This is a genomic window from Rosettibacter sp. KY25 (assembly GCF_057554405.1).
In genome coordinates, this window is the sequence record NZ_BAAJAO010000004.1 from 108,956 (window position 1) to 135,175 (window position 26,220).

Below are 26,220 nucleotides of genomic sequence, written 5' to 3' on the forward strand. Positions count from 1 at the left end.
CAAAATTAATATAAAAGCTTTTATCGAATTTTACATTTGCCACTAATTAAGAATCGAATTAAAGAATTATGAGAATGCATAGTTAAAATTACTTTTATGCATGTTTAGACTGGAAAACTGTTCTATTGAACTATGCATTTTAATTTAATTTGGAATATGATTTCTCTCTTACAAACTTGTTAATCAATCCTTGATAAACTATATTTTGAATAAAATTAAATGGTGATTATGAAATATTTATTATCCCTATTAAGCTTGATAATTATTGTAAGTTGTTCTTCTGACATAAGTAAAAAATCTTTACCTTCATCATCTGTCAAAATAGATAATGAAAAATTAGCAATAGAAAAATTTGTTAACGGTTCAATTCAGGAAATTAAAGGGAATATTCAGGAAGCAATAAATGAATATAATATTGCATTAAGTTATGCTGAAAAACCCGGTATTCACTATGCCCTTGCAAAAAATTATTACAGAATAAATAAATTAGCTTCTGCACTTCTGCATGCCAAAAAAGCAGCACAGCTTGAACCTGATAACAAAGAATTTCTTTTCCTTCTTGCTTCTGTTTATAATGCTTCTCATCTCGAAGATTCTTCAATTGCAGTCTATGAAAAAATTATTTCTATGGATTCAACTGATGCAGCGGCTTATTTTCAGTTAGCACAACTTTACGAGAAAAATAGACCTAAACAAGCTCTCGCTATCTATAAAAAACTTATTGATATGATTGGTCCAGATTGGAATGTGCTTGTAAATATGATTGATTTAAACGAGAGACTTGGGAATAATGAAGATTCAATAACTTTCCTTGAAGAGTTAATAAAGCTTAATCCTTCTGATTTACAACTTCAAAAATTGTTGATTGATTCATACATTAAAACAAAAAATTATGATAAAGCATTAAAAATATGTGAAGAAGCTTTAATCAGCTATCCTGATGATATTGGTCTTCTTGAACTGAAGGGAAATATTTTTATTCAGCAGGATAAATGGAATGATGCAGCTCAGGTTTATGAAAAAATTTTTGACAGCAGAGAAATCGATTTTAACCAGAAACTTAAAATTGCATCGCTGTTCATGATGGCTTCAGAAAAAGATTCAACTAATCTTTTTACAGCGAAAAAGTTTTTTGAAAAATTAAATAAAGATTCTACAGATTGGCAGATAAATGCATCACTTGGCGAAATTGAGATTAAACTTAAAAATGATTCTTCAGCAATAGAATATTTCAAAAAAGCTGTTTCACTTGCAGAATGGAATTCGCAATTGTGGATTAGATTAGGAGGACTTTTATTCGACAGACGAAAATATTCGGATGTAATTTCACTTCTCGCAAATGCAGTTGAAAAATTTCCGAATGACTTTGCAATTAATTTAATTTATGGATTATCGCTTTCACAGAATAATGAACATCAAAAAGCAAAAATTTATCTTGAACGTGCTGTCAATATTAATCCTGATGATATTACTTCTTTAACTGCTTATGGTTATACTTTGAATCAATTAAAAGATGAAGAAGGAGCACTCAAAATTCTTAATAGAGCTTTAGCTATTGACCCAAAAAATATTGATATCATCGGTATGGCAGCATTGATTTATGATTCTCAAAAAAATTTTGCAATGTCAGATTCTCTTTACAGCGAAGCATTGAAAATCGATTCGACCAATGCATTGATACTGAATAATTATGCTTATTCGCTTGCTGAAAGAGGAATTAAGCTTGAAGAAGCATTAAGAATGTCGAAGAAAGCAGTTGAAAAAGAGCCAAAGAATGCTTCTTACCTTGATACGATTGGATGGATTTATTATCAACTTGGAGATTATAAAACAGCAAAAAAATATATTGAAGAATCCATCAAGCAAGATTCAAAAAGTGCTACTGTAACTGACCATCTTGGTGATGTTTATTTTAAACTTGGTAATAAGGAGAAAGCAAAAGAATTCTGGCAGAAAGCACTTGAACTTGAACCATCGAATGAAAAAATCAAACAAAAATTAGAAAAGGGTGAGCTGTGAAAAGAAAATATTTTTATTTACTTCTTTCAATAATTTTGTCAATCTTATCTGCTTGTGCACCAACTAAAACAATTGAGAAAGAAAGACTAATTTCTCCTGACAGACTAATCATAAAATTGGAAGCCAATCGAAGAAAAATAAAAAGTTTTGAAGGAAGTGGGGTCATAAGTGTTCAAAACAAAGAGTTTAATGCAAAAAGTAATTTTGAAGTTAATTTAAAAAAGCCAGATTCTTTAAGAGTTGATTTCTTTGGTCCTTTTGGAATTGAACTTGCTCAAGCAGTAGTTTCTTCAAATGGATTTTTGTTTTACGATGTGATTAACAATAAAATTTATAAAGGAAATTTAAGAGATGATGTTCTGCAGAAAATTTTGAAAGTAAAATTATCACTGAATGAAGTAATTGATGCACTTACAGGTTCTGTAAATCTTTCTGATAAATTGAGAAAAGAACCAGATAAATTTGAATACGAAAATAAGTTTTACAAATTAACTTATATTGATTCAGTTAACTCGCTGGAGAAAATTTATCTTGTTAATGCAGATGACCTTTCAATTTCAGAAAGTATTATTCAAAATCTTAAAGGAGAAAAATTAATTGAAGGGAAGTACTCAAATTTCAAAATGTTCGATAATGTCCCTGTTCCATATGAAATAAAAATAAATGATTTCAGAAATAACCAGCATCTAAAAATTGAATACAGAAACATTAATGTTAACAAGGAAATTTCTAACATAAATATAGAAATTCCTGAAGATGCAAAAATCTTAGAATGGTAAATCAATTTATAAAAATAATTCTTTTCATTCTTTTGCTGTCGTATCTTTCATTTTCTCAAAAGAAAGACAGCATAGCAATTAAAAACAAAGAACTTGAACAGATTAAAAAGGAAATAGAATTATTAGAAAAAGAACTGAGCAGCAAATCACAAAAAGAAAAAGAGAGTCTCGAATTTTTAGAAAGAAGCAGTAAGCAAAGTCTTTTAATACAAAAACTAATTAATAATCTTATAGCTGAAGAAAATCAGAAGTCTGCAGAAATTAAAAAGACTGAGGGAAAAATTGCTGAAATAGAAAATAAAATTTCACTCCTCAAACAAAAATATTCAAATTATATTGTCTGGATTTACAAGAATAGAAACACCTCAATGTTAAAATTTCTGTTAAGTTCAGATTCTTTCAGCAAGATGCTTAAGAGATATAAGTATTTGAAATTCATCTCTGAGCAAAATGAAAAAGATTTAAAACTTCTTTCTCAAAGCAAAATAAATTTAGCAAAGTATAAAAATCAGCTACAGCAGGAAAAAGAACAGAAAGAAATTCTTGTATCCCGGAAACTTGAAGAGCAAAAAAAACTTGCATCTTTACAAGCAGAAAGAAAACAATTAATTGCATCATTAAGAAGGGATAAAAAAATAATTGCGGAAGAGATTGATGCAAAAAGAAAAGCTGAAATAGAAATTAAGAATTTAATTTTCAGTTTGGTTGAAAAAGAAAGAATTAAAAAAGCAAAAATGCTTGAAGAGAAAACAAAGAATAAAATTTCAGAATCAGTTCTTGATTACACAAAGCTTGAAAACTTTGACAAATTGAAAGGCAAATTGCTCTGGCCCGTTAAAGAAGGAAAAATTGCACGAAAGTTTGGAGAAAATAAAAATGAAAAATTAAATACAATTACCTTGAATTATGGTGTTGATATTGCAACAAAATCCCAACAGGAAATTATTGCTGTTGCAGAAGGAATTGTTTCTACGATTGAATGGATTCCAGGATTTGGAAGCGTAATTATTTTAACTCACAATAATCAATATCGAACTGTATATGGTCATGTTGGCGATATAAAAGTTAAAGAAGGAGATAAAATAAAAGCAGGAACGGTAATTGGCAGAGTAAGTGAAAGTCTTGAAGGAAATATTTTACATTTCGAAATCTGGAATGAAAGAAATTATCAAAATCCAGAACTCTGGCTTGCAAGAAGGTAAGAACAAAAATCATAGAATTTATGAATGACTTAAAAAAATTATTCACGATAATTTTCTTTTTTCTATCAAGTCTTATACTTGGTCAATTTCAACAGTTAAATCAAAACGAGGCAATGCTTGGAGGAGGTTTTGGTTTGACATGGATTGATGGAAGACCGCATTATGCATTTCGAATTTTTCCGGAAATTCAATTTTCAAAAGTAGGCATTGGTCTGGATTTAAATTTAGAATTTACTCCTGAAGGAAAAATTCGTAAAGAAAATTTTAATGAATTCACAGATTATCTAAGTATAATTCGTTATGTTCGATACGGAAGAAAACATGACCCGCTTTATTTTAGAATTGGCGCTCTTGATTATGCTACACTTGGACATGGAAGCATAATGTATCTTTACAACAACAGCCCTGCTTATGATACAAGAAAAATCGGAACAGAATTCGACATCGATTTCAATAATTTTGGATTTGAATCTGTCTATGGAAATTTTGGACAATCAGGAGTGATGGGTTTTAGAGGTTATATCAGACCAATTAGATTTACACAATTATCTTCGGTTCCAATACTTGGAAATCTTGAACTTGGTGCAACTTTAACTACAGATTCAGATGAAAAGTGTGGAATAATATCCGGTGATTATAATCCAATCAATAACACATTTCTGCCATTAATTGATGAAGGTAAAATAACAATTGTTGGTGTGGATATTGGACTTCCATTGTTAAGAACAAGTCTGCTCGATTTCGATATATACTTTGACCATTCTAAAATTATAAAATTTGGAAGCGGCTCGGCTTTAGGACTGATTTTTGATTTTAAGGGATTAAACTTAATTTCATTAAAAGCCAGATTAGAAAGAAGATTCAATGGAAAAAAATATTTGCCTTCTTACTTTAATTCTCTGTATGAAATTGAAAGATTCAGAATTGATAAATCAACTGGAATGGTAATTAGTAAAGTTCAAAAACTAAAAGCTGCAGATGAGGGAAATGGTTACTTCGGAGAACTGCTGCTGAATTTTTTTGGTGCATATAATATTCTTGGAAGTTTTCAAAAATTAGATAGAGTTCCTGAGAGCGGAATGCTTCACTTGTGGACAGTTATTAATCCAGAAAGTTTTCCTTATCTCTTTCGTGCAGGGTATGATAAAATTCAGATAAAAAATTTTGGAGATATTTTTAAGATGGATGACCGCTCTTATCTCTTTGCAGAATTTGGTTATAAAATTCAAAAATACTTTTTGCTTTCAGTAGTTTATTCTTGGACTTATACACCTTTGAGAGATAAAACTGATAATGTTATTGGTTATAAACCGCAAAAGAAGATTGAACCAAGATTATCATTCATTTATCCAGTAGGAATTTAGAATCAAAAATTTAGATGTCTCAAATAAAATTTAAGATGTCGACTAAAGTATATTATTGAATATTTTCTTCAATAAATTTTTTAAATTCTTCTACAGAGTAAAAAATATAATCAGCCTTAGCATTTGAATAATTGTTTCTTGAAAAATCATCCCATAAAACAAGGGCGCATTTTATTCCCGCATTTCTTGATGCAATTACATCTGTGTTTGTATCGCCAACCATTAAAACTTTTTCTGGTTTTAGATTAAATGTATTCAAAAATTTTATTATTCCTTCAGGTGCTGGTTTATGTTCTTTGACATCATCACCCGTAACAATTAAATCAAAGTAGTCATGAAGTTTAATTGCTTTTAATGTAATTATCGAAGTGTCTCTTCCTTTCCCTGTGAATATTCCAAGTGGAATTATTTTGCTTTTGATAAGTATTATTACTTCTTCCAAACCAGGAAAAATATTTGCCATTTCTTTATGCTGTGATTCATAAAAATCGAAATAATCTTTTCTTGCTTTTTCATAGTCATCTTTCATCCATTCTTTGAGAATTACATCTTCAGTTGGTCCAAACAAAGCTACAATTTCTTCAGTTGTTAATCTTTTATTGTGATATTTATTAATTACATGATTGAAACTTTCGAAAATCAAATCGTGTGTGGATGCGAGTGTTCCATCAATGTCGAATATTATTCCTTCAAAGTTTTTCAATTTTTACCTCGACTTAAATATTACAATTGTTCCATCAATATTTGATGTCAAATATTTGTTTGAAGATATTTTTTCTACAATATGAATTGGTGCGCTGCCTAAATATAAATTTTTAACCAAATTAAATTTTGAATCGAAGTGATTAACAAATCCATTATCACTCCAGAAAATTTTATTATCAAGTTCAACAGGTTTTGAAAATGAATTTGAAAATTTTATTTCTGTTTTTATTTTTCTTTCGATTTTACCTTTGTCTGCAGATATTATCATAAACTCATTGTTTTTAGTTCCAGCAAAAACAAATTTTTTATCATCAGATAAACCAATGTTTTGATAAAATTGATTCTCAATTTTCCAATCAAGTTTTCCCAATAATAAATTTACAGCATAAAGAACACCATTCTGAGAAACTACAAAGATTCGTTTACCATCACTTAATATCTGAGAATAAGAAAGGTCAGTGTTTGCTTTTTCTTTCCATCTCCAGATTGTAATTCCTTCTTTTGCATCAATACAATAAAGAAATCCATCCAGACTTGTATAAAAAATTTTATTATCAATAAAGAATAAATTGGGACTTATCATTTCTTTGCAGTAATCATTTGACCAGTATTCCTGAAGTGTTTCTAAATCATAGCAATAAATCTTTCCGCTTGATGTGCCAAAAACTACAGCTGCAGTTGATTGAGAAAGTTTTGGAATCATTAATTCTTTTTCGCCACTGTAATTGATTGCAAGTAAATCTGTTGTAATGTAGTCTTCAAAACCAATAGATTGAAATTGTTCGCCTGAAATTGCACTTAAGGAAATTAAATCACCTTGAAAAGTTGCAGCTGCAATCATCATATCTGCAATAATTGGTTTTCCAATGATATTTCCATTTGCATCAAATTCCCATTTAATTTTTCCAGTTGTATCAATACAACTGATTAATCCAGAATAATCAAATGTATAAATTTTGTTGTTCCAATAACTGCAAGATGTCAACATTGTTGAATTTAAATTGATATTGAGCAAAATATCTGAACTGATTGATTGTAGCTTATCAATTTCAATTTTTTCTTTTGGGATATCAATAGTTTTATCGATAACAGAAATGATTTTGCCGCTGTTGTCAAAAATTTTTATAGAGTCTTTTGAAATTTCTATTAAAACAAAATCCAAAATTTTTTTGCTTGTATTTTGAGATGAATGAATGTCAAGAATTGAGTAGCCACTAAAATTTCTTAACTCTGTTTTTGCTGCATTTCCGTTTACAAGTAACTTTAAGTTTTTTTGTGATAGATTATTTAATAAAAATTTCCAGTTGTCAATATCAGATTCAAATTGGTTGGGCGAGAAAAAATAAATTTCGTCACTTAGTTTCAATGTATCTAATGTTTCATTTAACCAGTTGATATTTTCTACTGTGTAATGATTAAAGTTTGTTAAAGGAATAATAGGGCTCAATCCAATAAAAATTTTATTGTTGTATCGTATTGCAAATTTGTCATCAAAATTATCCTGATAATAAATCCATCCTTTTGCATCTTGAAAATCATTTTCTGAAGGCAAAAGGTAATAAGGTTTTTCAAGTTTATTAAGCAAGGACTTAAGCATTAAAAATTCTCTTTCGGAACCGGATGAAGTTAAATTTCCAGCTATAATCAGGAAATCAAGATTTTCAATTTTATTAATCTTTGAAATTGTTGAATCAAAAACAGAATTATTACCACTTTTATTAATTGAAGGAGATGAGAGAAATGCAAAATTAATCTTCTGAGCAAAACTTATATTGTAAATTAAAAATAATATGATGAACAGTTTTTTCATGTTAATAAAATTAATTAATCATTCACAAAATTAGTAAAACAGAGAATGATAATGAATTTTAATAAGATCAAAGAAAGGAATATTTTATTGCCTGACTGTTTAAATTGTAAATCCCTTACCTTCTTTATATATTTGCCACTAAATTTTTCAATAGAGTATGCAAAACATTCGCAATTTCTGCATAATTGCTCACATAGATCATGGCAAATCAACATTAGCAGATGGTTTATTAGAATTTACTCACACGGTATCTGAACGAGAAGCAAAAGAGCAGCTGCTTGATAGTCTTGACCTCGAACGGGAGCGCGGGATTACTATAAAATCTCACGCTATTCAGATGGAATATACTGCACAGGATGGTCAGACATATATTTTGAATTTAATTGACACACCCGGTCATGTTGATTTTTCATACGAAGTATCGCGTTCGCTTGCTGCATGCGAAGGTGCTATTCTTGTAGTAGATGCTGCTCAAGGTGTCGAAGCTCAAACTATTTCAAATCTTTATATGGCTGTTGATGCGGGTCTGGAAATAATTCCAGTCATCAATAAGATTGATTTGCCAAGTGCTATGGTTGATACTGTTAAACAACAAATTATTGATTTAATTGGCTGCAAAGAAGAAGAAATTATTTTAGCAAGTGCAAAAACAAGAATTGGAATAGACAAAATACTTGAAGCAATTGTTCAGAGAATCCCACCGCCAAGCGGCAAAGAAGATGCACCACTTCAGGCTTTAATTTTTGATTCTGTGTTTGATTCTTATCGCGGCGCAGTTGCTTATATTCGAGTGTTTAATGGAGTAATAAAAGAACGCGATGAAATTACTTTTTTTGCAAGTGGCAAAAAATATATTGCCGAAGAAATTGGCATTCTTCGATTAAATAGAATCAGAACTGGAGAACTTAGAACTGGCAATGTTGGTTATGTTATTGCAGGTGTTAAAGAATTACGAGATACAAAAGTTGGCGATACAATTACTCATGTTAAAAATGGTGCAGAAAAACCTTTGCCAGGATATAAAGAAATCAAGCCAATGGTCTTTAGCGGATTATATCCTACAAATTCTGATGATTACGAAAATTTAAGAGATGCTCTTGAAAAATATAGATTGAATGATTCATCAATTACATTTACTCCCGAAACTTCTGCAGCACTTGGTTTTGGTTTTAGATGCGGTTTTCTTGGTATGCTTCACATGGAAATTGTTCAGGAAAGACTCGAAAGAGAATTTAATCAATCTATTGTAACAACTTTGCCAAATGTTGAATACTGGGTTTATAAAAGAAATGGTGAAAAAGTAATTGTTGATAATCCTGCAGAAATGCCGCCTCAGGGGGAGATAGACCATATCGAAGAACCTTATGTCAAAGCTCAAATTGTAACTCCAAGTGAATATATCGGGAACTTAATGCAGCTTGCAATAGAAAAAAGAGGTGTTTATTTGAATACAACTTACATTGACCCAAAGCGTGCGGATTTGTCGTTTGAGTTTCCTCTTTCAGAAATTATTTTTGATTTTTATGATAAATTAAAATCTATATCACGCGGTTATGCTTCTTTTGATTATGAATTGATTGGTTACAGGCAATCAGATTTAGTCAAACTTGATATTTTGCTTAACGGAGAAAAAGTTGACGCTCTTTCAATTATTGTTCATGAAAAGAAAGCTTATAACTGGGGATTAAAAGTTTGTTCGAAACTTAAAGAACTTATTCCACGACAAATGTTTGAAATTGCAATTCAAGCTGCAATCGGAAGCAAAGTTATTTCGAGAACAAATATTAAACCTCTTAGAAAAAATGTTCTTGCAAAATGTTATGGCGGAGATGTAACTCGAAAAAGAAAATTACTTGAAAAGCAAAAAGAAGGGAAAAAAAGAATGAAACAAGTTGGCAATGTTGAAATACCTCAAGAAGCATTTTTAGCTGTACTTCAAATTGAAGATTAAAAATTTTTAGAATAATTAATTGGTAGAATATGTCATTACAGAAAAAAGAAAAAACTAAAACATTACAAAAAACACCATCACAAAAATTTTGGGAGTTTATTAAAAATTTATTGTTCGCAGCATTTGCGGCTCTATTGATAAAAACATTTTTGATAGAAACCTCAAGAGTTCCTACGGGTTCTATGGAGAAAACAATTCTTGTAGGCGATTTCCTTTTTGTCAATAAATTTATTTATGGCTCAACTTCTCCTCGTACAATCCCATTTACAAATATTGCACTGCCTTATTTTCAATTGCCTGCTATTAGGGAACCAAGACGAGGTGATATAGTTGTGTTTGAATATCCAGGTGACCGAGATGAACTTAAACCAGCTGAAATTAATAATTATGTTAAAAGATGTATTGGAATTCCCGGTGATACAATCGAAATAATTGATAAAGTAGTTTTTGTTAATGGAAAAGAAGCGTGGATTCCTCCTCATATTCAATATTTAAATCCTTATGTTACTCCTAAGGGGGTTCCTAATCCAAGAATTTTTCCAAAAGGCGCAAATTTTAATGAAGATAATTATGGACCTATTGTGGTTCCTAAAAAAGGGGATGTAATTCCATTAAGTGTTGAAAATGTAGAACAATGGAGAACAATAATTGACCGCGAATTTGGAAGAAGAGTTGTTACAGTTGAAGGCAATCAAGTTTTTATTGACGGCAAACCAGTAAACTCATACACATTAAAAAAAGATTATTATTTTATGATGGGTGATAATCGTGATGATAGTGCTGACAGCAGATTCTGGGGTTTTGTGCCTCGTGATAAAATTGTTGGTCAGGCATTTTTAATCTACTGGTCTTGGGACCCAAGCATTCCTTTTTCTGATTTCTTCAGACTCCTTGGTTCTGTAAGATTAAATAGAATTGCAAAGTTAGTTCACTAATTTTTTGAAATAGAATAAATGAAATCATTACTTATTACAATTTTTCTTCTAATTCTCCTTTCAACAACTTTTGCTCAGTCAAAATATTTTGTTTACTTCAAAGACAAAGGTTTGCAAGAAGAAGGAATTCTCAAAAAAAATTCCCCGCTATTTCTGCAGGCAGAAAAAGAATTATCTTCAAAAGCAATTGAACGAAGAAAAAAAGTTCTTGGTGATAACTACATCACTTATGAAGACCTGCCCGTTAACAAAGAATACATTCAGCAATTAGAAGACATGGGAATAAAAATTATTCATGTTCTGAAATGGTTTAATGCTGTTTCATGTTATTTAAGTGATGAACAGAAAAGCGAAGTTGAAAGATTACCATTTGTAAAAAATATTGAAAAGGTTAAACTTCTTAAAAATATTGAACCAGTCGAACAAAATGAGCAAAGCAATTTTCAACAAGTTCTAAAAAAATCTAATTATTCATTGAATTATGGTTTTTCTCTAAAACAAAATTTGCTTTCAGAAATTCCATTAGTGCATGATATTGGGATAAATGGAAGCGGGGTTATCATTGGATTGCTTGATACTGGCTTCAGATGGAAAAATCATCCGGCTTTGAAAAATGCAAAAGTGATTGCTGAAAGAGATTTTATTCAAGATGATAATGTAACAGAAAATGATTCTTCAAAAGGAGATGCTCCAAATCAGGATAGACACGGCACAGCTGTGTTCTCGATTATTGGCGGATTTGACAATGGGAATTTAATCGGTCCAGCTTACGGTGCTGAATTTCTTTTAGCAAAAACTGAATATGTGCCAACCGAAACTCATGTGGAAGAAGACAATTATGCAGCTGCACTTGAATGGATGGAAGCTCAAGGAGTGGATATTACAAGCAGTTCAGTTGGATATAATACTTTCGATCCGGGCAATTATTCTTATACATTTCAGGATATGAATGGTAATTCCACAATTGTTGCTAAAGCAATTAATCTTGCATTTCAAAAAGGTGTTGCAACTTTTACTGCTGCTGGTAATGAAGGAAATTCAGATTGGGGTGCAAAATATGGTGATAATAAATATGGAAAAATAATTTCTCCTGCTGATGCATTTAATGTTATTTCCGTTGGAGCAGTTGATACAAGTAATAAAGTAACAACATTCAGCAGCCGAGGACCAACTTATGATGGAAGAATAAAACCAGAACTTGTAGCTCAAGGCTCATATGTTTTTTTTGCTGTGGCTGGCGGCGGTTATGGTTTTGGAAATGGAACTTCTTATTCTACTCCAATTACTGCTGGAATTGCAGCACTTCTTAAATCTGCTTATCCTCATTTAACAAATTATCAGATTCGCCAAATAATGCTCGAAAGCGGTGATAATGCAAATCAACCTGACAATCATAGAGGTTATGGTTTAATTTCTGCTCGAAGAGCAATTTCATTTCCCAATCTCGAAAAAATAAATAATCAATTTATATTAAATAAAATTTTTGTTGATTCAACTATCAGTAAGTCAAAACCAGTTATAATTTACTACAAATTCGATAATGAAAATTATAAATCTGCAGAGATGAGTTATGATGGTCAATTAAAATACAAATTCACTCTTCCTGCTTTTGCATTAGGTTCAAAAGTAACTTTTTATTTTTCTTATGAAAATAAAAATGGAAAAATACGAGAACCGCAAATCGGCTCATACGAGTTTAATTATGGTTCTTTATTAATTCATTATAATGTTTATAGTGTTGAAGATACAACAGATGTTAAAGAGCCAATTCCATCTCAATATTACTTATATAATAATTACCCCAATCCATTTAATAATCAAACAAGGATTGAATTTTATTCCATTGATAATGCTTATGCAGAATTAGTTGTATATGATTTTGTAGGACAAAAAATTAAAACTCTTTTTGATGATAATGCTTCAATTGGCAAAAATGTATTTTACTGGCGTGGTGAAAACGATGAAGGCAGAAAAGTAGCAAGCGGAATTTATTTTTGTATATTAAGAATAAATGGAAATTTCTTTGCTAAAAAAATGGTTTACTTGAAGTAATTTATTATGAGTAAAATTATTTATGAAAATCAATTGAAATATCTGGAATTACTTCGCAGTAATCCTGATCCATTAATTAAAGAAATGGAAGATTATGCAAAAGCTAATAATGTCCCAATTCTTGATTGGAAAGCTGCAGAGTTTTTGGAACAATTAGTTTTGATGCTTAGACCCAAAAGAGTTCTCGAAATTGGTACTGCAATAGCATATTCTTCAATTCGAATTGCAAGAAAACTTAAAAAGAAAGCGGTTCTTGATACAATCGAAAAAAGCCTTGACAATATTTCTCTTGCAAGTAAATTCATTCAAAAAGCTAAATTGGAATCAAAAATAAATTTAATTGAAGGAAATGCACTGGATATACTCCCGTCTCTTACAAAAAAGTATGACTTGATATTTTTGGATGCTGACAAACAGGATTACGAAAAATTGTTTTATTACTCGTTAGTGTTGCTGAAAAAACATGGAGTAATTTTTATTGATAATTTACTTTGGCATGGATATGCTGCATCGAAAGTTGTTCCAGATGCTTATAAAAATTCCACACAAATAATAAGAGAGTTTAACAAACTTTTCTTAAATCATAATTCAATTCAAAGCACAATTTTGCCAATAGGTGATGGAATTGGTTTGGGGGTAAAATTATAATGGACTATAAATTAGAAGCAGAAAAAATTTGTAATGCAGTTGAAGATTTGGCTAAAGGAAAACTTAAGAACAAAGAAGATTTAATGCGAATTATTGAGCTTGCATTAAGTTCAGATAAAATGAAAGAACTTGAAGAACTTGCTTTTCATGCCAAATTTTCTCAGGGAGTTTTAAGAATTATACAAAATCGAGATAATTCATTCGAAGGTGAATATTTTGAATCATTAAAAAATGAGTATCTAAAAAGTATTCAAGAAATAAAAAATATTCTGGAAAGTCTGCTCTTAAATGCAAATCAATTTTTGAAGACAATATACAACGAAAAGTTCTTCCAACTTACAATGCAAAGCATGAATGCATTAAATGATTTATGCAGCGATTTGGTTTATTTGAAATATTATTTTAATGATAATAAATAAGAGGCTGTTCAAAAAGTAATTAATTACCTTTCAAACAACCTCTAAATATTTTTACTTATGCTTGCTTAATGTTTCTGCATACTTTTCTGCAACTTCTTGGACAGATTTGCTCGATATCAAATTATAAATTCTGTTTCTTAAATCTGCCCATTCATCATGAAGCGGACATGGATTTTCTTCAGAACATTCTTTTAAGCCTGTTACACACTTTAAATTAATTACAGGTCCTTCTACTCGTTCAACTATTTCAAGAATTGAACTTTTCTTTGCAAGCTCTGTAATTCTAAACCCTCCACCTCTTCCTTTGAATGAATCAACATATCCATACTTTGCCATTCTCTGTAAAATTTTAGCTAAATAGTGTGCAGGAATATCCTCGCTTTTGGCAATTTCAGAAGACATAATTAATTTTTCTTTTGGCTGCCTTGCCAAATACAGAATTGCTCTGATAGCATATTCACCTGTTTTAGTGTATATCATACTTAACCCTTAATTATTTTTTAAAAGAGATATATGTCCTTATTCAAATTAATTAAATCAATACATTTTGTCAATTTTATTGAAAAATGAGGAATTTATAGATAAGTGAAAAAAACTGTTTCGTGAATTTTAATCTGGCTGTGAATATTTGAGTTAATTTCATTGATGAATTTTTCCTTTGCTTCTTCAGGGATTAGACATTCTATCTGCGGAATTTCATTGAACAAATTTTTTTCTATTACAGCATTGTACTTTGAAATATTTCTATGAACAATGTTCGATGCTTCATATAGATAGCTGATAATAATTTTATTATAAAGTTTTTTAGTCAAAATTTTTGAATGTTCCAAACATTGAAAAGCTGTATCATAATAAGTCTTGCCAAGCGGGCCAACACCTAATTTAATTCCGCCAAAATATCTTGTGACTATTACCAAAATGTTATTTAATTCAAAATGATTAATTGCATTTAAGATTCTGATTCCAGCAGTTCCATTTGGTTCACCGTCATCGGAATATTTTATAGTTCCATCTGTTAATTTATATGCATAACAATTGTGTGTAGCATCGTAATATTTTTTTTTGATTTTAAATAATTCTTCCAATGCTTCTGATTCATTACTTACAGGAAAACTCATTCCAATAAATAAAGAGCCTTTTTCCTTAATTCTGAATTCTGTAAATCCATCAACTGTTTTTATTGAATAGGGAAGCTTCATGTGATTGTAAATGATTTCTATAATTGCATTGATTTTAGTTTTATGTTTATCTAAAATAACATCTTGAACTTTTACAAATTTATGTAAATGAATACACTGAATAAAATATTAATTAAAGGTGCAAGAGAACATAATCTTAAAAATATAGATTTAGAAATTCCGCGGGATTCTTTTGTTGTTATTACTGGTTTGTCAGGTTCTGGAAAATCTTCTTTAGCATTTGATACAATTTATGCAGAAGGACAGAGAAGATATATTGAATCTCTTTCTTTATATGCACGGCAGTTTTTAGATATTCTTGAAAAACCTGATGTGGATTTAATTGAAGGACTAAGCCCAACAATTTCAATTGAACAAAAGTCCTCTGCAACTAATCCGCGTTCGACAGTTGGCACAGTTACAGAAATTTATGATTATCTCAGATTATTATACTCAAGAGTAGGCAAAGTATTTTGTTATAACTGCGGCAGACCAGTTGAAAAGCAATCCTCTGACCAGATTATTGATAATATTCTCAACAATTTTAATGAAAAGAAAATTTTAATTTTAGCTCCAGTTGTAAGAGGAAGAAAAGGTCATTATAGAGAACTATTTCAGGAAATTATTCGAGACGGCTTTTTAAGAGTTAGAGTAGATGGCACTGTTCATGAATTGATTGATGATTTTAAGGTAGAACGCTATAAAGTTCATGACATTGAAATAGTTGTTGACAGACTTCAGGTTAACCAGAGTTCTCGTTATAGAATTCGTCAGTCTGTGGAAGTTGCATTAAACTATGGAAATGGAAATATAATTGTAAACGATGGGAATGAAGATTTTTGGTTCAGCAGGAATTTTGCATGTCCGCATTGTGGAATTAGCTATCAGGAATTAGCACCTAATTCATTTTCATTTAATTCACCTTATGGTTCTTGTCCTGATTGTGATGGTTTGGGAGAAAAGAAAGAATTAGATGTAAACTTAATAATTCCAGATTGGGATAAATCAATTAATGATGGCGGACTTGTACCGCTTGGCAAACCACGTTCTATCTGGATATTTAATCAACTTGAAGGAATTGCAAATCATTTTGGATTTTCTTTCGATACCCCACTCAAAAATTTATCTAAAGAACAAATTGATATTTTATTAAATGGAACAAAAGAAAAAATTCCTTTCACCTATGTTTATGGTGGTGGAAGAGAAGTAACTTACATGCATAAATTCAGCGGAGTAATAAATTACATTAAGCATTATTATGAAAATACTTCTTCGAATAAAATTCGTGAGTGGGCAGAATCTTTCATGAATACTTTGACATGTTCAACATGTAATGGAGGAAGATTAAAGAAAGAATCACTATCAGTTAAAATTGGCGGTTTGAATATTGCCGAGGTAACTTCTCTTTCAATAGAAAAAACACTAAAGTTTTTTAAAGAACTAAAATTGACTGAACGAGAAGAATTAATTGCAAAACAAATCTTAAAAGAGATTAGAACAAGATTAGAATTTTTGATTAATGTTGGTCTTGATTATCTTACACTAAACAGGTCTGCACGAACTTTATCTGGAGGAGAAGCTCAACGAATTAGATTAGCAACTCAAATTGGTTCACAGCTTTCCGGTGTGCTTTATGTTCTTGACGAACCAAGCATCGGGCTTCATCAAGCAGATAATATTAAATTGATTAATTCCTTAAAGAATCTAAGAGATTTGGGAAATACTGTAATTGTTGTTGAACATGATAGAGAAACAATTGAAAATTCAGATTACATTATTGACTTGGGACCATACGCAGGGGAACATGGAGGAGAAGTTTGTCTATATGGAAAGACAGAAGAAATTTTGAAATCGCCGAATGGAAAAAATTCACTTACAGTTCAATATCTAAAAAATCAAAAGAAAATAGAAATACCTGAGTCAAGAAGAAAAGGAAATGGAAAATTTATTGAACTGATTGGTGCTTCTGGAAATAATCTTAAAAATGTAAATCTGAGAATTCCTTTGGGCACATTTGTTACAATAACTGGAGTAAGTGGTTCAGGAAAATCTTCTTTAATAAATGAAACTCTTGTTCGAATATTATATCAGAAAATTTATAAGTCCAAAGTTGTTCCGCTTCCTTATAAGGAAATTAAAGGTCTTGAAAACATTGATAAAATAATTGAAATAGACCAAACTCCAATCGGAAGAACACCTCGTTCAAATCCTGCAACTTATACTGGAGTATTTACTCACATTCGAGATTTATTTGCTCAACTACCAGAATCAAAAATGAGAGGATATACTGCAGGAAGATTTAGTTTTAATGTAAGCGGTGGAAGATGTGAAGAATGCAATGGTGATGGCTTAAAAAAAATTGAAATGAATTTTCTTCCCGATGTTTATGTAACTTGTGAAGCATGCAATGGAAAAAGATATAATCGTGAGACACTTGAAATTCTGTATAAAACAAAATCAATCTCCGATGTTTTGGAAATGACAGTTGAAGAAGCTCTTCACTTTTTTGAAGACTATCCTGTTCTTCATCGTAAAATAAAAGCATTGTATGATGTTGGGCTCGGCTATATGAAATTAGGTCAGCAGGCTACAACATTATCCGGCGGCGAAGCTCAAAGAGTAAAACTTGCAACTGAACTGAGCAAAGTAAGCACAGGAAAAACTTTGTACGTTCTCGACGAACCTACTACAGGTTTACATTTTGAAGATGTATGCATTCTTCTTAAAGTTTTAAATCAACTTGTTGACAAAGGAAATACTGTTATAGTAATTGAACATAACATGGATGTAATTAAAGTTGCAGATTATATAATTGATTTGGGACCAGGTGGAGGTGAACATGGCGGAGAAATTATTGCTGAAGGAACTCCAGAACAGATAGTCGAAAATAAACGCAGCATTACAGGAAAGTTTCTTAAAAAGGAATTAATGAGAAAATAAAAGGTGTAAAATGAAAACAACAGTAAAAGAATTTAGAAAATATCGAGCAGAAATGAACGAAAGAATATTGAACTCAAATTTTAGTGATTTCAAAAAATTTTTTGCTCTTGATAACAAAGCTTACATTGATGGAGCATTACCTGCTAAAACTAAAGAACTAATGGGATTGGTTGCATCAATGGTTTTAAGATGCAATGACTGCATTCTTTATCACATTGACAGGTCAATAGAAGAAGGAGCGACTGAATCAGAACTTTATGAGACTTTTAATATTGCTTTAATTGTTGGCGGTTCAATTGTTATTCCGCACCTTAGATTTGCAATTGAAAAAATGGATGAAATTTTTGAAGAAAAGAAAAAGGAGAATCAATGAAAATTATTTTTGCAAGCCAGAATAATGGAAAAGTTAGAGAAGTAAAATCAATATTTTCAAATTCTCCCTTTGAAATAATTTCTTTGTATGACTTGGGAAATAATATTGAAATTGAAGAAACTGGTTCCACATTCAGTGAAAATGCATTAATAAAAGCCAGAACTATTTTTGAATATTATCATGAACCTTCTATTGCAGATGATTCTGGAATTGTAGTTGAGCAGCTCGGTGGAAGACCTGGAGTTTATTCTGCAAGATATGCAGGACCAAATTGCACATTTGAGGATAACAATTTGAAGCTGATTAAAGAATTATCTGAATTTCCGGAACCTCACAGAGCAAAATTCGTGTGCACAGCAGTTTTTTATGATGGGAAAAATATTATTGAAACTGTTGGTGAATTGAATGGAATTGTAATTAATGAACAAAGAGGAAAAGAAGGTTTTGGTTATGACCCTATATTTATTCCCGATGGCTATGATAAAACAGTAGCAGAGTTAAGCTTTGAAGAAAAAAATAAAATTAGTCACAGAGCAAAAGCATTTAATAAATTGCTTGAAGAGTTAAAAAAATTTTATGGTGTGTGATTTTTCCTGCTGTTAACAGGAGACTTTTTAGCCTTTTATAACACCAATTGGTTTTAACTTTGCTACTTTTGTGCTTATTCCTGCAAAGTGCATAACATCTACAACTTCCGATACATCTTTGTAAGCATGAGGCATTTCTTCTGCAATTGTTTTGTAACCTTTTGCTTGAATTACAATTCCGCTGTCAGTAAGTTCTTTAATTAAATCTTTTCCTTTAGCAGATTTCATTGCTTGATGACGGCTTTGGACTCTTCCAGCACCATGACATGAACTTCCAAAAGTTTCTTCCATAGATTTTTCTTTTCCAACAGCAATAAATGAGTATCTTCCCATATCACCTGGAATTAAAACAGGTTGACCGACACTTCTATATTTTTCAGGAATTAACAGACTTCCTGCTGGATAAGCTCTTGTGGCTCCTTTTCGATGGACACAAACTTTTTTTGTTTTTTCTTTTCCATTTTTATCAATTATAACATGTTCTTCAATTTTTGCAATGTTATGGCAAACATCATAAATTAATCTAAAGCCAAGTTCTGAATCTGAAATAGAAAAAGTTTCCTTAAAACTTTTTTTTGCAAGATGCATGATGATTTGCCGGTTGTTCCAAGCAAAATTAGCTGCACATCTCATTGCACTTAAATAATCCTGACCTTCTTGAGATTTAATTGGAGCACAGGCAAGTTGTTTATCAGGAAGTTTAAAACCAAATTTTTTTTCTGATTGAACAAGAAGTTTTAAGTAATCATCACAAATTTGATAACCAAGACCGCGTGAACCTGTGTGAATCAATATAACAATTTGACCTTTGAACAAGCCAAATACTTCTGCAACTTTTTCATCATAAATTTCTTCGACTACATCAACTTCAAGAAAATGATTACCAGAACCAAGTGTTCCTGCTTGGTCTAATCCTCTTTCAATTGCACGTTCGCTTACTGATTCTGGATTTGCATCTTTCAATTTTCCATTCTCTTCTGTAAACAATAAATCTTCTTGCGAGCCAAATCCATTTTCAATTGCCCATTCAGCTCCATTTCTTAATATTCTTTTAATTTCTGAAGGAGATAATTTTCTTATTGCACCGCTTGAGCCTACACCAGTTGGAATATTTTGAAAAAGTACTTCTATCAATCTTTGAATTTTGTGTTTTATGTCTTCATATTTTAATGAAGTGCGAGCAAGTCTTACCCCGCAGTTAATATCATAACCAACACCGCCTGGAGAAATAACACCTTCATCTAAGTCTGTAGCTGCAACCCCGCCAATGGGAAAACCATAACCCCAGTGAATATCAGGCATTGCAAGACTGAACATTTGAATGCCGGGTAAATGTGCTACATTTATTACTTGTTTTAATGCTTCGTCGTTTTTAATTGATTCTTCAAGCATTTTTTGTGATGCATAAATTCTTCCGGGAACAAGCATACCACCTTGTGCAGGAATTTCCCAGAGATAATCATTTATCTTTTCTATTTTAATTCCATTTATTTCCATAGCACCTCCTTTTCAATTCCTAAATATCAAAAACTATTATTGTCGATAAGTTCCCGTTCTTTTCTACAATTTTCATTTGATGAAATGTTACAGCTTTTATTTCTTCTTTGATTGTATGATTTTTACTTTTTAGTGATTCTCCAAAGACCTCAACATCAAGATGAAATATATCCCCAGTCTTTTGAATTAATATTTTTTTTATGGAATTGACCACCCATTTTTTTGTATACAATTGATAATTCAACTCACTCAAAAATTCTATCAGTAATTCCTCGAGTGTTTTTGATGCAAATAAAAATTTTTTTGATTGTTCATTTCTAACAGCTATTGTATCCAATACTATATCTTTCCATGCATTAAAAGCAGAAATAAAAATTTCTTCAATTGATTTCCCTTCAACTTCAACTGCAATGTCTGCGGTATGTTCAATGAATTTGTATGGCATATTAAATTTTGTTTTTGTTCTACAATTAATTTAGTTCTTTTAATTCTTCACCACAACAGAAATGAAAGAGAAAAAAGCTTCTGTTGATTTTTAAGTTCAATTGTTATTAAGTTCTATTAGATTTAACGAATAGCAATGAGCAAAAAGAATAATACAATTTTTATTTTCTTAGTTTTTTACTGCTTTGCTTTTTCAACTCTTTTGAGTCAGAGCTCCAATCAATCCAAATTATTTTTAAAGGCAAAAGAATTCCTGGAAGCTAAGGATTCTTCAACAGCATTAAAATTCTTAAAGGAATCTGTTTTAAAAAATAATGATGCAGCATCTTACTATGAACTTGGTAAAATTTATTTGAACAAGCACACATTTGAATCAAGAAATTTGGCATATGAATATTTTAAAAAAGCTGCACTGCTTGAACCATTTAACATTGACTATCGATTCGCTTATGCGTCATTAATGAAAGACTTTGCAAAAGTTAGTGCTATAAATGAATTCAAAAAAATTGTTTCTATTGACAGCATGCACATCCCATCTTATTTGAGTCTGGCAGAAATTAAAAGCAAAGATTTTTTTGAATACAATAATTCTGTAAGAAAATTAAGCGATGAATTTTATGCAAGTCTTCAAAAATATGCTAATGAAGATTTTTATGAAGCAGAGAAATATTACAGAAAAGTATTGCTTATCGACTCAATGAATTATGAAGCAAACAAGAACTTAAGTTTACTTTATGAAAGCGCTGGATATCCAGAGAAGGGGATTCCTTTACTAAAGAAATTATTGAGCAAAAAGAATGATGATAAAGATATTCATTTAATTCTTGGTTTGCTTTATTACAAAACATCAAGACTCAAAGAATGTTACAATGAATATCAAAAAGCAATTTCTCTAATGAACAAAGAAGAAAAAGAAGATTTTACTTTTAACACGGTCAAATTTTTAATTGAGCCTGCCTACAAAAATGTCATTGAGAAAATGAGTGACCGACAATTAAATAATTTTATTGAACTTTATTGGAAAGTTTATGACCCACTTTATATGACTGATTATAATGAAAGACTGCTTGAACATTATTCCCGCGTAGTTTTTTCTAATTTGCATTTTAGTGTTCCAGAGCTTGGTTTAATAGGATGGAAAACTAATCGAGGCGAAGTGGTTCTTCGTTATGGTGAACCATTAAATTTTATTCGCATCAGACCTTCAATAGGCGAAAATGGTTTGATGATGAAAACAGAAGTGTGGGATTATAAAGATTTCAGTTTCGGATTTACTGATATGGCTTCTTCCGGAAAATATTTGTTCAGCACTCCTTCATACGAAAAAGAAAAAGTTCACTCACAATTTAATGGGAATACACTGGACTATATTAATTATCTTAGAAAAGAAGTTCATGCAACTTATGAACCAAAATTCGAAGGACCTCGTTTCGATGTCGATTATTCAGTTCTTCAATTCAAAAGCATAGATAAATGGTATCAAACAGATTTGTATCTGAACTATAAAATTGAGGTACCTGATTCTTTATTCAAACACAAGGATGCAGTTAAATATAAAATTGGATTATTCTTTTTTGACAAATTTTACGATGAACAATTTAGAAAGCTGGATAGCATCAGTGTAAAGAAAAGTGAAAAAAATAATTTTATAAATTCATTAGCAGTTACAACATATCCCGATTCCGGATTCATCTCATTTGAAATGATAAGAGAGGATAAAGGAACATCTTCTAACCGTCTTGATTTTGAAATAAAAAAATTCAGTAATGTCGAACTTGGAATGAGTGATATTTCATTCAGCAAAAAAATTACAACAGAAAAATCAAAAGGAATTAGAAGAGGGAAATTTTATATCGAGCCTAATCCTTTAAATCAATTCACAAAGAATGATACAATTAATCTTTATTATGAAGTTTACAATCTTCAAAGAAATGAAAGAGGTATTTGCAATTTTGAACAAAAAATCTCTGTGAAAAAAATAAATAAAAAATTTGAAAGTGGTCTTGAGAAAATTATTAGTTCTATTTCAGATTTTCTGGGCATAACAGAAAATTCTGAAGTTGTCATAATTTCTGATTACAAAACACTTGAAAATAATCCACAAATAATTCTTCAGCTTGATATGAAAAACTATTCTTCAGGGAAATACCTGTTTACAATAACAGTGAAAGATAAAGTGACGATGAAAGAAGTATCTTCCCAAACATTTGTTGACTGGCAGAACTGAAATTATTAAAAGTTATTAACCTTATTTTCGTCAGTTATCAGTCTTATCTTTTTTTTATATTTCTTTTCAAAAAAGTAAGTTATAATCAAATGATAGAGATAAAAAATCTTCATAAAAGTTTTGGCAGCAATTATGTTTTAAGAGGAATTGATTTAACGATTAATACAGGAGAATCTTTAGCAATTATTGGTAAAAGCGGTTGCGGAAAAAGTGTTTTGCTTAAACATATTGTTGGATTGCTGAATCCTGATGAGGGTTATGTGAAGGTTGATGGAATTTCAATAAATGATGCAAATAAAAAAGAATTATATAAAATCAGAAGAAAATTTGGATTCTTATTTCAAGGCGCTGCATTGTTTGATTCGATGACTGTATTTGAGAATGTAAGTCTTCCATTGATAGAAAATAATTTTGGATTCACAAAAAAAGAAATTGAAAAAATTGTTCAGGAGAAATTGGAGTTAATTGGTTTGCCAAACATTCAAGAGTTAAAGCCTTCTGAATTATCAGGGGGGATGAAGAAAAGAGTTGCACTTGCTCGTGCTCTTGTGACAAATCCAGAATATATTCTTTATGATGAACCTACTACTGGTCTTGACCCGATTATGTCAGATTCAATTGACGAACTGATAAAAGAACTAAATGAAAAACTAAATGTAACTTCAATTATTGTTACACATGATATGTTCAGTGTTAAAAACACTGCAGAAAGAATCGCAATGATTCATGAAGGGAAAATTTATTTTACAGGAACACCTCAGGATTTTCTTGAAAGTAAAGATTCTGTTATAGAAAATTTTATAAAGAGAACAGGATTTTTAATTAATGAGTAAGTTGAATATTAAATATGTATGCTCTAATTGTGGTTATGAAACAATCAAATGGCTTGGTAAATGTCCTTCTTGCGAAAATTGGAATACTTTTGTAGAAGAAATTATCGAAGATAAAAAGAAACAACACCGTAAAAACACTCCTGATATTTCTCTCACAAAATTAAGTTCAATAAATTATGAAGAAGAAAATAGAATTAAAACAAACATTGAAGAATTTGATAGAGTGCTTGGCGGCGGATTAATGCCCGGTTCTGTTGTTTTAATTGGGGGAGACCCCGGAATTGGAAAATCAACTTTGGTTCTGCAAGCAGCAGCAAAAATTAATGGCAAGATAATTTATGTATCAGGTGAAGAATCTGTAAATCAAATTAATCTGCGTGCAAAAAGACTAAATATTAATTCAGAAAATATTTCGATTCTTACAGAAACAGACCTTGATGTAATTATCACTGCAATAGAAAAACATGAACCTGATGTTGTTATAATTGACTCAATTCAAACAATTTATAAACCTGATTTGGAAAATACTGCAGGAACAGTTACTCAAATCAGAGAATGTACTGCAGAATTGATGCAGACTGCAAAAAAGAAAAAATGTTCTGTTATAATTGTTGGACATGTAACTAAAGATGGCATGATTGCTGGTCCAAAGGTTCTGGAACATATTGTTGATGCAGTTCTTCAATTTGAAGGAGAAAGAAGTTATTCATATAGAATATTGCGCTCACAGAAAAATAGATTTGGAGGCACAAATGAAATCGGAATTTTTGAAATGCACGAAGATGGCTTACACGAAGTAAAAAATCCTAGTGAAATTTTTTTAAGTGAAAGAGAAAAAGAAATTTCGGGTTCAGTAATTACTTCGAGCATAGAAGGAACAAGACCAATATTACTTGAAGTTCAGGCACTTGTAACTCCATCGGTTTATGGAAATCCTCAGAGAGTTGCAACTGGTTTTGACTACCGTCGTCTTTCAATTCTTCTTGCAGTTTTAGAAAAAAGAGCTAATCTAAAATTATCATCACATAATGTATTTCTTAACATTGCCGGAGGAATTAGAATTGAGGAACCTGCTGTAGACCTTGCTGTTTGCTGCGCAATTGCATCAAGTTATACAAATCGATTTGCAAAAAATAATACAGTTGTAATTGGAGAAGTTGGTTTAGGCGGCGAAGTAAGAAGTGTAAACAATATCGAAAAAAGAATTCAAGAAGCTTATAAATTAGGATTTAAAAGCGTGGTTGTTCCTAATAATAATTATAAATCTCTCAACATTAAAAATTCTATTGAAATTATTCCGGTTGAAAATATAATCTCTGCATTAAAACAAGTTTTAAACCCGAAAGAATAAACAATGTTCAAAACAAATCTTTCTCAAAAGAAAAATGAATTAATGATAATATTTTTAAGAACATTTTTGGGAATTGTGTTTTTATTTTCAGCTTATTCAAAATTAATTAGTCCAGGAATTGTTGAAATTATTCTTGTTGAGCATGGATTTTTTGAATCAAGAGAAACAGCTGCAGTTTTTGTTCGTTTGTTAATTGGTCTGGAATTTTCATTAGGATTATTGTTCATCCTAAATATTGAAATGAAACGAGTAGTTATCCCAGCATCATATATATTTTTAACAGCATTTACAATCTATTTAATTTACACAGGCTATATTCAAAACGACAATCAAAACTGCGGCTGCTTTGGAGAAGTTATTCCAATGTCTCCGCTAGAATCAATTATAAAAAACATTTTTTTGATGGCAATGATTTTTGTACTAAATAAATTCAGAATAGTCAATAAAAAAAATTTATTTATTCCATTTTTAATTGTTATTACACTATCAGGTTTAATGTTTGCTGCTTCTCCGTTAAAATCTTATAAAGATTTTAAGTTTGGTGATTTAACTCATTTTGAAGGAAAAGGAAGAGTTGATTTAACATCGGGTGATAAATTTATTGTAATAATGAATACAGAATGTGAACATTGTCAGCAGCTTGCAAAGGAATTAGAATCTTTGAAATCAAATCAAGAAGTTTATTCAAATATATTTGCTTTGCTCTATTCAGAAGGTGATGTTTCAGTAGATTCTTTCAAAGTTATTACTGGCTCTAATCTGCCATATCAAAAAATAGATGCAGTGAAGTTTTATGAATTAATTGGAACAAATCCACCGAGAATTTACTGGCTGCATAATGGAGAAGTAAAAGAATTCTGGGACAACAATTTTGTGGAAAATATTTTGAGAACTCAGAAGAAGTGA

Annotated in this window: 22 protein-coding genes; 16 read left to right on the top strand and 6 right to left on the bottom strand. The window is 30.6% G+C overall.

Annotated features, from left to right (window positions below):
• Nucleotides 1-228 precede the first annotated feature (228 nt).
• The 4 genes from AC27L2_RS03920 to AC27L2_RS03935 are packed head-to-tail and all read left to right on the top strand — an operon-like array spanning nucleotide 229 to nucleotide 5,364.
• Complete coding sequence (locus AC27L2_RS03920) at nucleotides 229-2,019, top strand: tetratricopeptide repeat protein (protein WP_487210377.1); 1,791 nt, start codon at nucleotides 229-231, stop codon at nucleotides 2,017-2,019.
• On the top strand, nucleotides 2,016-2,798 hold the full coding sequence (gene lolB1 / locus AC27L2_RS03925) for a lipoprotein insertase outer membrane protein LolB1 (RefSeq protein ID WP_487210378.1): 783 nt from the start codon (nucleotides 2,016-2,018) through the stop codon (nucleotides 2,796-2,798). Before AC27L2_RS03920 ends, lolB1 begins: the two co-directional genes overlap by 4 nt.
• Entirely contained in the window at nucleotides 2,792-4,000 is a 1,209-nt protein-coding gene (locus AC27L2_RS03930; protein ID WP_487210379.1) for a murein hydrolase activator EnvC family protein, read from the top strand. The genes lolB1 and AC27L2_RS03930 overlap by 7 nt, the downstream gene beginning before the upstream one ends.
• A 20-nt stretch (nucleotides 4,001-4,020) precedes the next feature.
• Nucleotides 4,021-5,364 carry a hypothetical protein gene (locus AC27L2_RS03935; protein ID WP_487210380.1) on the top strand — a complete coding sequence of 448 codons (1,344 nt, stop codon included), beginning with the start codon at nucleotides 4,021-4,023 and terminating at the stop codon, nucleotides 5,362-5,364.
• Nucleotides 5,365-5,416: 52 nt separating this feature from the next.
• Here the strand turns inward: AC27L2_RS03935 and AC27L2_RS03940 are convergent, their stop codons facing one another.
• Both AC27L2_RS03940 and AC27L2_RS03945 read right to left on the bottom strand, forming a co-directional pair.
• The gene (locus tag AC27L2_RS03940; protein ID WP_487210381.1) at nucleotides 5,417-6,067 is read right to left on the bottom strand and encodes an HAD family hydrolase; all 651 of its coding nucleotides are present in this window, start codon (nucleotides 6,065-6,067) and stop codon (nucleotides 5,417-5,419) included.
• A gap of 3 nt (nucleotides 6,068-6,070) precedes the next feature.
• Complete coding sequence (locus AC27L2_RS03945; RefSeq protein WP_487210383.1) at nucleotides 6,071-7,879, bottom strand: outer membrane protein assembly factor BamB family protein; 1,809 nt, start codon at nucleotides 7,877-7,879, stop codon at nucleotides 6,071-6,073.
• A gap of 157 nt (nucleotides 7,880-8,036) precedes the next feature.
• On the opposite strand from AC27L2_RS03945, the gene lepA reads away from it, so the two are divergent.
• The 5 genes from lepA to AC27L2_RS03970 are packed head-to-tail and all read left to right on the top strand — an operon-like array spanning nucleotide 8,037 to nucleotide 13,884.
• Nucleotides 8,037-9,830 (top strand): translation elongation factor 4, encoded by a 1,794-nt coding sequence (gene lepA / locus AC27L2_RS03950; RefSeq protein ID WP_487210384.1) that lies wholly within the window; start codon nucleotides 8,037-8,039, stop codon nucleotides 9,828-9,830.
• Between the two features lie 29 nt (nucleotides 9,831-9,859).
• Nucleotides 9,860-10,765 (top strand): signal peptidase I, encoded by a 906-nt coding sequence (gene lepB / locus AC27L2_RS03955; RefSeq protein ID WP_487210385.1) that lies wholly within the window; start codon nucleotides 9,860-9,862, stop codon nucleotides 10,763-10,765.
• Nucleotides 10,766-10,783: 18 nt separating this feature from the next.
• Nucleotides 10,784-12,817: a S8 family serine peptidase gene (locus AC27L2_RS03960; protein WP_487210386.1), complete on the top strand. Its 2,034-nt coding sequence runs from the start codon at nucleotides 10,784-10,786 to the stop codon at nucleotides 12,815-12,817.
• A 6-nt stretch (nucleotides 12,818-12,823) separates the two neighbouring features.
• The gene (locus AC27L2_RS03965; RefSeq protein ID WP_487210387.1) at nucleotides 12,824-13,465 is read left to right on the top strand and encodes an O-methyltransferase; all 642 of its coding nucleotides are present in this window, start codon (nucleotides 12,824-12,826) and stop codon (nucleotides 13,463-13,465) included.
• Nucleotides 13,465-13,884 carry a hypothetical protein gene (locus tag AC27L2_RS03970; protein ID WP_487210388.1) on the top strand — a complete coding sequence of 140 codons (420 nt, stop codon included), beginning with the start codon at nucleotides 13,465-13,467 and terminating at the stop codon, nucleotides 13,882-13,884. Before AC27L2_RS03965 ends, AC27L2_RS03970 begins: the two co-directional genes overlap by 1 nt.
• A 51-nt stretch (nucleotides 13,885-13,935) precedes the next feature.
• Here the strand turns inward: AC27L2_RS03970 and AC27L2_RS03975 are convergent, their stop codons facing one another.
• The gene (locus AC27L2_RS03975) at nucleotides 13,936-14,364 is read right to left on the bottom strand and encodes an RrF2 family transcriptional regulator (RefSeq protein WP_487210389.1); all 429 of its coding nucleotides are present in this window, start codon (nucleotides 14,362-14,364) and stop codon (nucleotides 13,936-13,938) included.
• 95 nt (nucleotides 14,365-14,459) lie between these two features.
• A complete protein-coding gene (locus AC27L2_RS03980) occupies nucleotides 14,460-15,083 on the bottom strand; it encodes an IMPACT family protein (protein ID WP_487210390.1) in 624 nt (207 codons plus the stop codon).
• A gap of 87 nt (nucleotides 15,084-15,170) precedes the next feature.
• Here AC27L2_RS03980 and uvrA point away from each other — a divergent pair, with 87 nt between their 5' ends.
• The 3 genes from uvrA to rdgB are packed head-to-tail and all read left to right on the top strand — an operon-like array spanning nucleotide 15,171 to nucleotide 18,962.
• The gene (gene uvrA, locus AC27L2_RS03985; protein ID WP_487210391.1) at nucleotides 15,171-18,002 is read left to right on the top strand and encodes an excinuclease ABC subunit UvrA; all 2,832 of its coding nucleotides are present in this window, start codon (nucleotides 15,171-15,173) and stop codon (nucleotides 18,000-18,002) included.
• Between the two features lie 10 nt (nucleotides 18,003-18,012).
• A complete protein-coding gene (locus AC27L2_RS03990; RefSeq protein ID WP_487210392.1) occupies nucleotides 18,013-18,375 on the top strand; it encodes a carboxymuconolactone decarboxylase family protein in 363 nt (120 codons plus the stop codon).
• Complete coding sequence (gene rdgB, locus AC27L2_RS03995; RefSeq protein ID WP_487210393.1) at nucleotides 18,372-18,962, top strand: RdgB/HAM1 family non-canonical purine NTP pyrophosphatase; 591 nt, start codon at nucleotides 18,372-18,374, stop codon at nucleotides 18,960-18,962. The genes AC27L2_RS03990 and rdgB overlap by 4 nt, the downstream gene beginning before the upstream one ends.
• A gap of 27 nt (nucleotides 18,963-18,989) precedes the next feature.
• Here rdgB and AC27L2_RS04000 read toward each other — a convergent pair whose 3' ends face one another.
• Both AC27L2_RS04000 and AC27L2_RS04005 read right to left on the bottom strand, forming a co-directional pair.
• A complete protein-coding gene (locus AC27L2_RS04000) occupies nucleotides 18,990-20,459 on the bottom strand; it encodes an RtcB family protein (RefSeq protein ID WP_487210394.1) in 1,470 nt (489 codons plus the stop codon).
• Between the two features lie 19 nt (nucleotides 20,460-20,478).
• Entirely contained in the window at nucleotides 20,479-20,904 is a 426-nt protein-coding gene (locus tag AC27L2_RS04005) for an archease (protein WP_487210395.1), read from the bottom strand.
• A 135-nt stretch (nucleotides 20,905-21,039) separates the two neighbouring features.
• Here AC27L2_RS04005 and AC27L2_RS04010 point away from each other — a divergent pair, with 135 nt between their 5' ends.
• From AC27L2_RS04010 to AC27L2_RS04025, 4 genes are all read left to right on the top strand, one after another.
• Nucleotides 21,040-23,130, top strand: coding sequence for a GWxTD domain-containing protein (locus tag AC27L2_RS04010; protein WP_487210396.1), 2,091 nt, complete (start codon nucleotides 21,040-21,042; stop codon nucleotides 23,128-23,130).
• 89 nt (nucleotides 23,131-23,219) lie between these two features.
• On the top strand, nucleotides 23,220-23,963 hold the full coding sequence (locus tag AC27L2_RS04015) for an ABC transporter ATP-binding protein (RefSeq protein ID WP_487210397.1): 744 nt from the start codon (nucleotides 23,220-23,222) through the stop codon (nucleotides 23,961-23,963).
• Nucleotides 23,956-25,314: a DNA repair protein RadA gene (radA, locus tag AC27L2_RS04020; RefSeq protein ID WP_487210398.1), complete on the top strand. Its 1,359-nt coding sequence runs from the start codon at nucleotides 23,956-23,958 to the stop codon at nucleotides 25,312-25,314. Before AC27L2_RS04015 ends, radA begins: the two co-directional genes overlap by 8 nt.
• A 3-nt stretch (nucleotides 25,315-25,317) precedes the next feature.
• A complete protein-coding gene (locus AC27L2_RS04025) occupies nucleotides 25,318-26,220 on the top strand; it encodes a MauE/DoxX family redox-associated membrane protein (RefSeq protein WP_487210399.1) in 903 nt (300 codons plus the stop codon).

What these genes read in the sequence shown, in the direction of transcription:
- AC27L2_RS03975 (WP_487210389.1), bottom strand. Translation starts at nt 14,364, where the DNA reads ATGATATACACTAAAACAGGTGAATATGCTATCAGAGCAATTCTGTAT.
- AC27L2_RS03970 (WP_487210388.1), top strand. Translation starts at nt 13,465, where the DNA reads ATGGACTATAAATTAGAAGCAGAAAAAATTTGTAATGCAGTTGAAGAT.
- AC27L2_RS04025 (WP_487210399.1), top strand. Translation starts at nt 25,318, where the DNA reads ATGTTCAAAACAAATCTTTCTCAAAAGAAAAATGAATTAATGATAATA.
- AC27L2_RS03920 (WP_487210377.1), top strand. Translation starts at nt 229, where the DNA reads ATGAAATATTTATTATCCCTATTAAGCTTGATAATTATTGTAAGTTGT.
- AC27L2_RS03980 (WP_487210390.1), bottom strand. Translation starts at nt 15,083, where the DNA reads ATGAAGCTTCCCTATTCAATAAAAACAGTTGATGGATTTACAGAATTC.
- uvrA (WP_487210391.1), top strand. Translation starts at nt 15,171, where the DNA reads ATGAATACACTGAATAAAATATTAATTAAAGGTGCAAGAGAACATAAT.
- AC27L2_RS04010 (WP_487210396.1), top strand. Translation starts at nt 21,040, where the DNA reads ATGAGCAAAAAGAATAATACAATTTTTATTTTCTTAGTTTTTTACTGC.
- AC27L2_RS03965 (WP_487210387.1), top strand. Translation starts at nt 12,824, where the DNA reads ATGAGTAAAATTATTTATGAAAATCAATTGAAATATCTGGAATTACTT.
- AC27L2_RS04000 (WP_487210394.1), bottom strand. Translation starts at nt 20,459, where the DNA reads ATGGAAATAAATGGAATTAAAATAGAAAAGATAAATGATTATCTCTGG.
- AC27L2_RS03960 (WP_487210386.1), top strand. Translation starts at nt 10,784, where the DNA reads ATGAAATCATTACTTATTACAATTTTTCTTCTAATTCTCCTTTCAACA.
- AC27L2_RS03930 (WP_487210379.1), top strand. Translation starts at nt 2,792, where the DNA reads ATGGTAAATCAATTTATAAAAATAATTCTTTTCATTCTTTTGCTGTCG.
- radA (WP_487210398.1), top strand. Translation starts at nt 23,956, where the DNA reads ATGAGTAAGTTGAATATTAAATATGTATGCTCTAATTGTGGTTATGAA.
- AC27L2_RS03945 (WP_487210383.1), bottom strand. Translation starts at nt 7,879, where the DNA reads ATGAAAAAACTGTTCATCATATTATTTTTAATTTACAATATAAGTTTT.
- AC27L2_RS04005 (WP_487210395.1), bottom strand. Translation starts at nt 20,904, where the DNA reads ATGCCATACAAATTCATTGAACATACCGCAGACATTGCAGTTGAAGTT.
- AC27L2_RS03935 (WP_487210380.1), top strand. Translation starts at nt 4,021, where the DNA reads ATGAATGACTTAAAAAAATTATTCACGATAATTTTCTTTTTTCTATCA.
- AC27L2_RS04015 (WP_487210397.1), top strand. Translation starts at nt 23,220, where the DNA reads ATGATAGAGATAAAAAATCTTCATAAAAGTTTTGGCAGCAATTATGTT.
- lepA (WP_487210384.1), top strand. Translation starts at nt 8,037, where the DNA reads ATGCAAAACATTCGCAATTTCTGCATAATTGCTCACATAGATCATGGC.
- AC27L2_RS03990 (WP_487210392.1), top strand. Translation starts at nt 18,013, where the DNA reads ATGAAAACAACAGTAAAAGAATTTAGAAAATATCGAGCAGAAATGAAC.
- lepB (WP_487210385.1), top strand. Translation starts at nt 9,860, where the DNA reads ATGTCATTACAGAAAAAAGAAAAAACTAAAACATTACAAAAAACACCA.
- rdgB (WP_487210393.1), top strand. Translation starts at nt 18,372, where the DNA reads ATGAAAATTATTTTTGCAAGCCAGAATAATGGAAAAGTTAGAGAAGTA.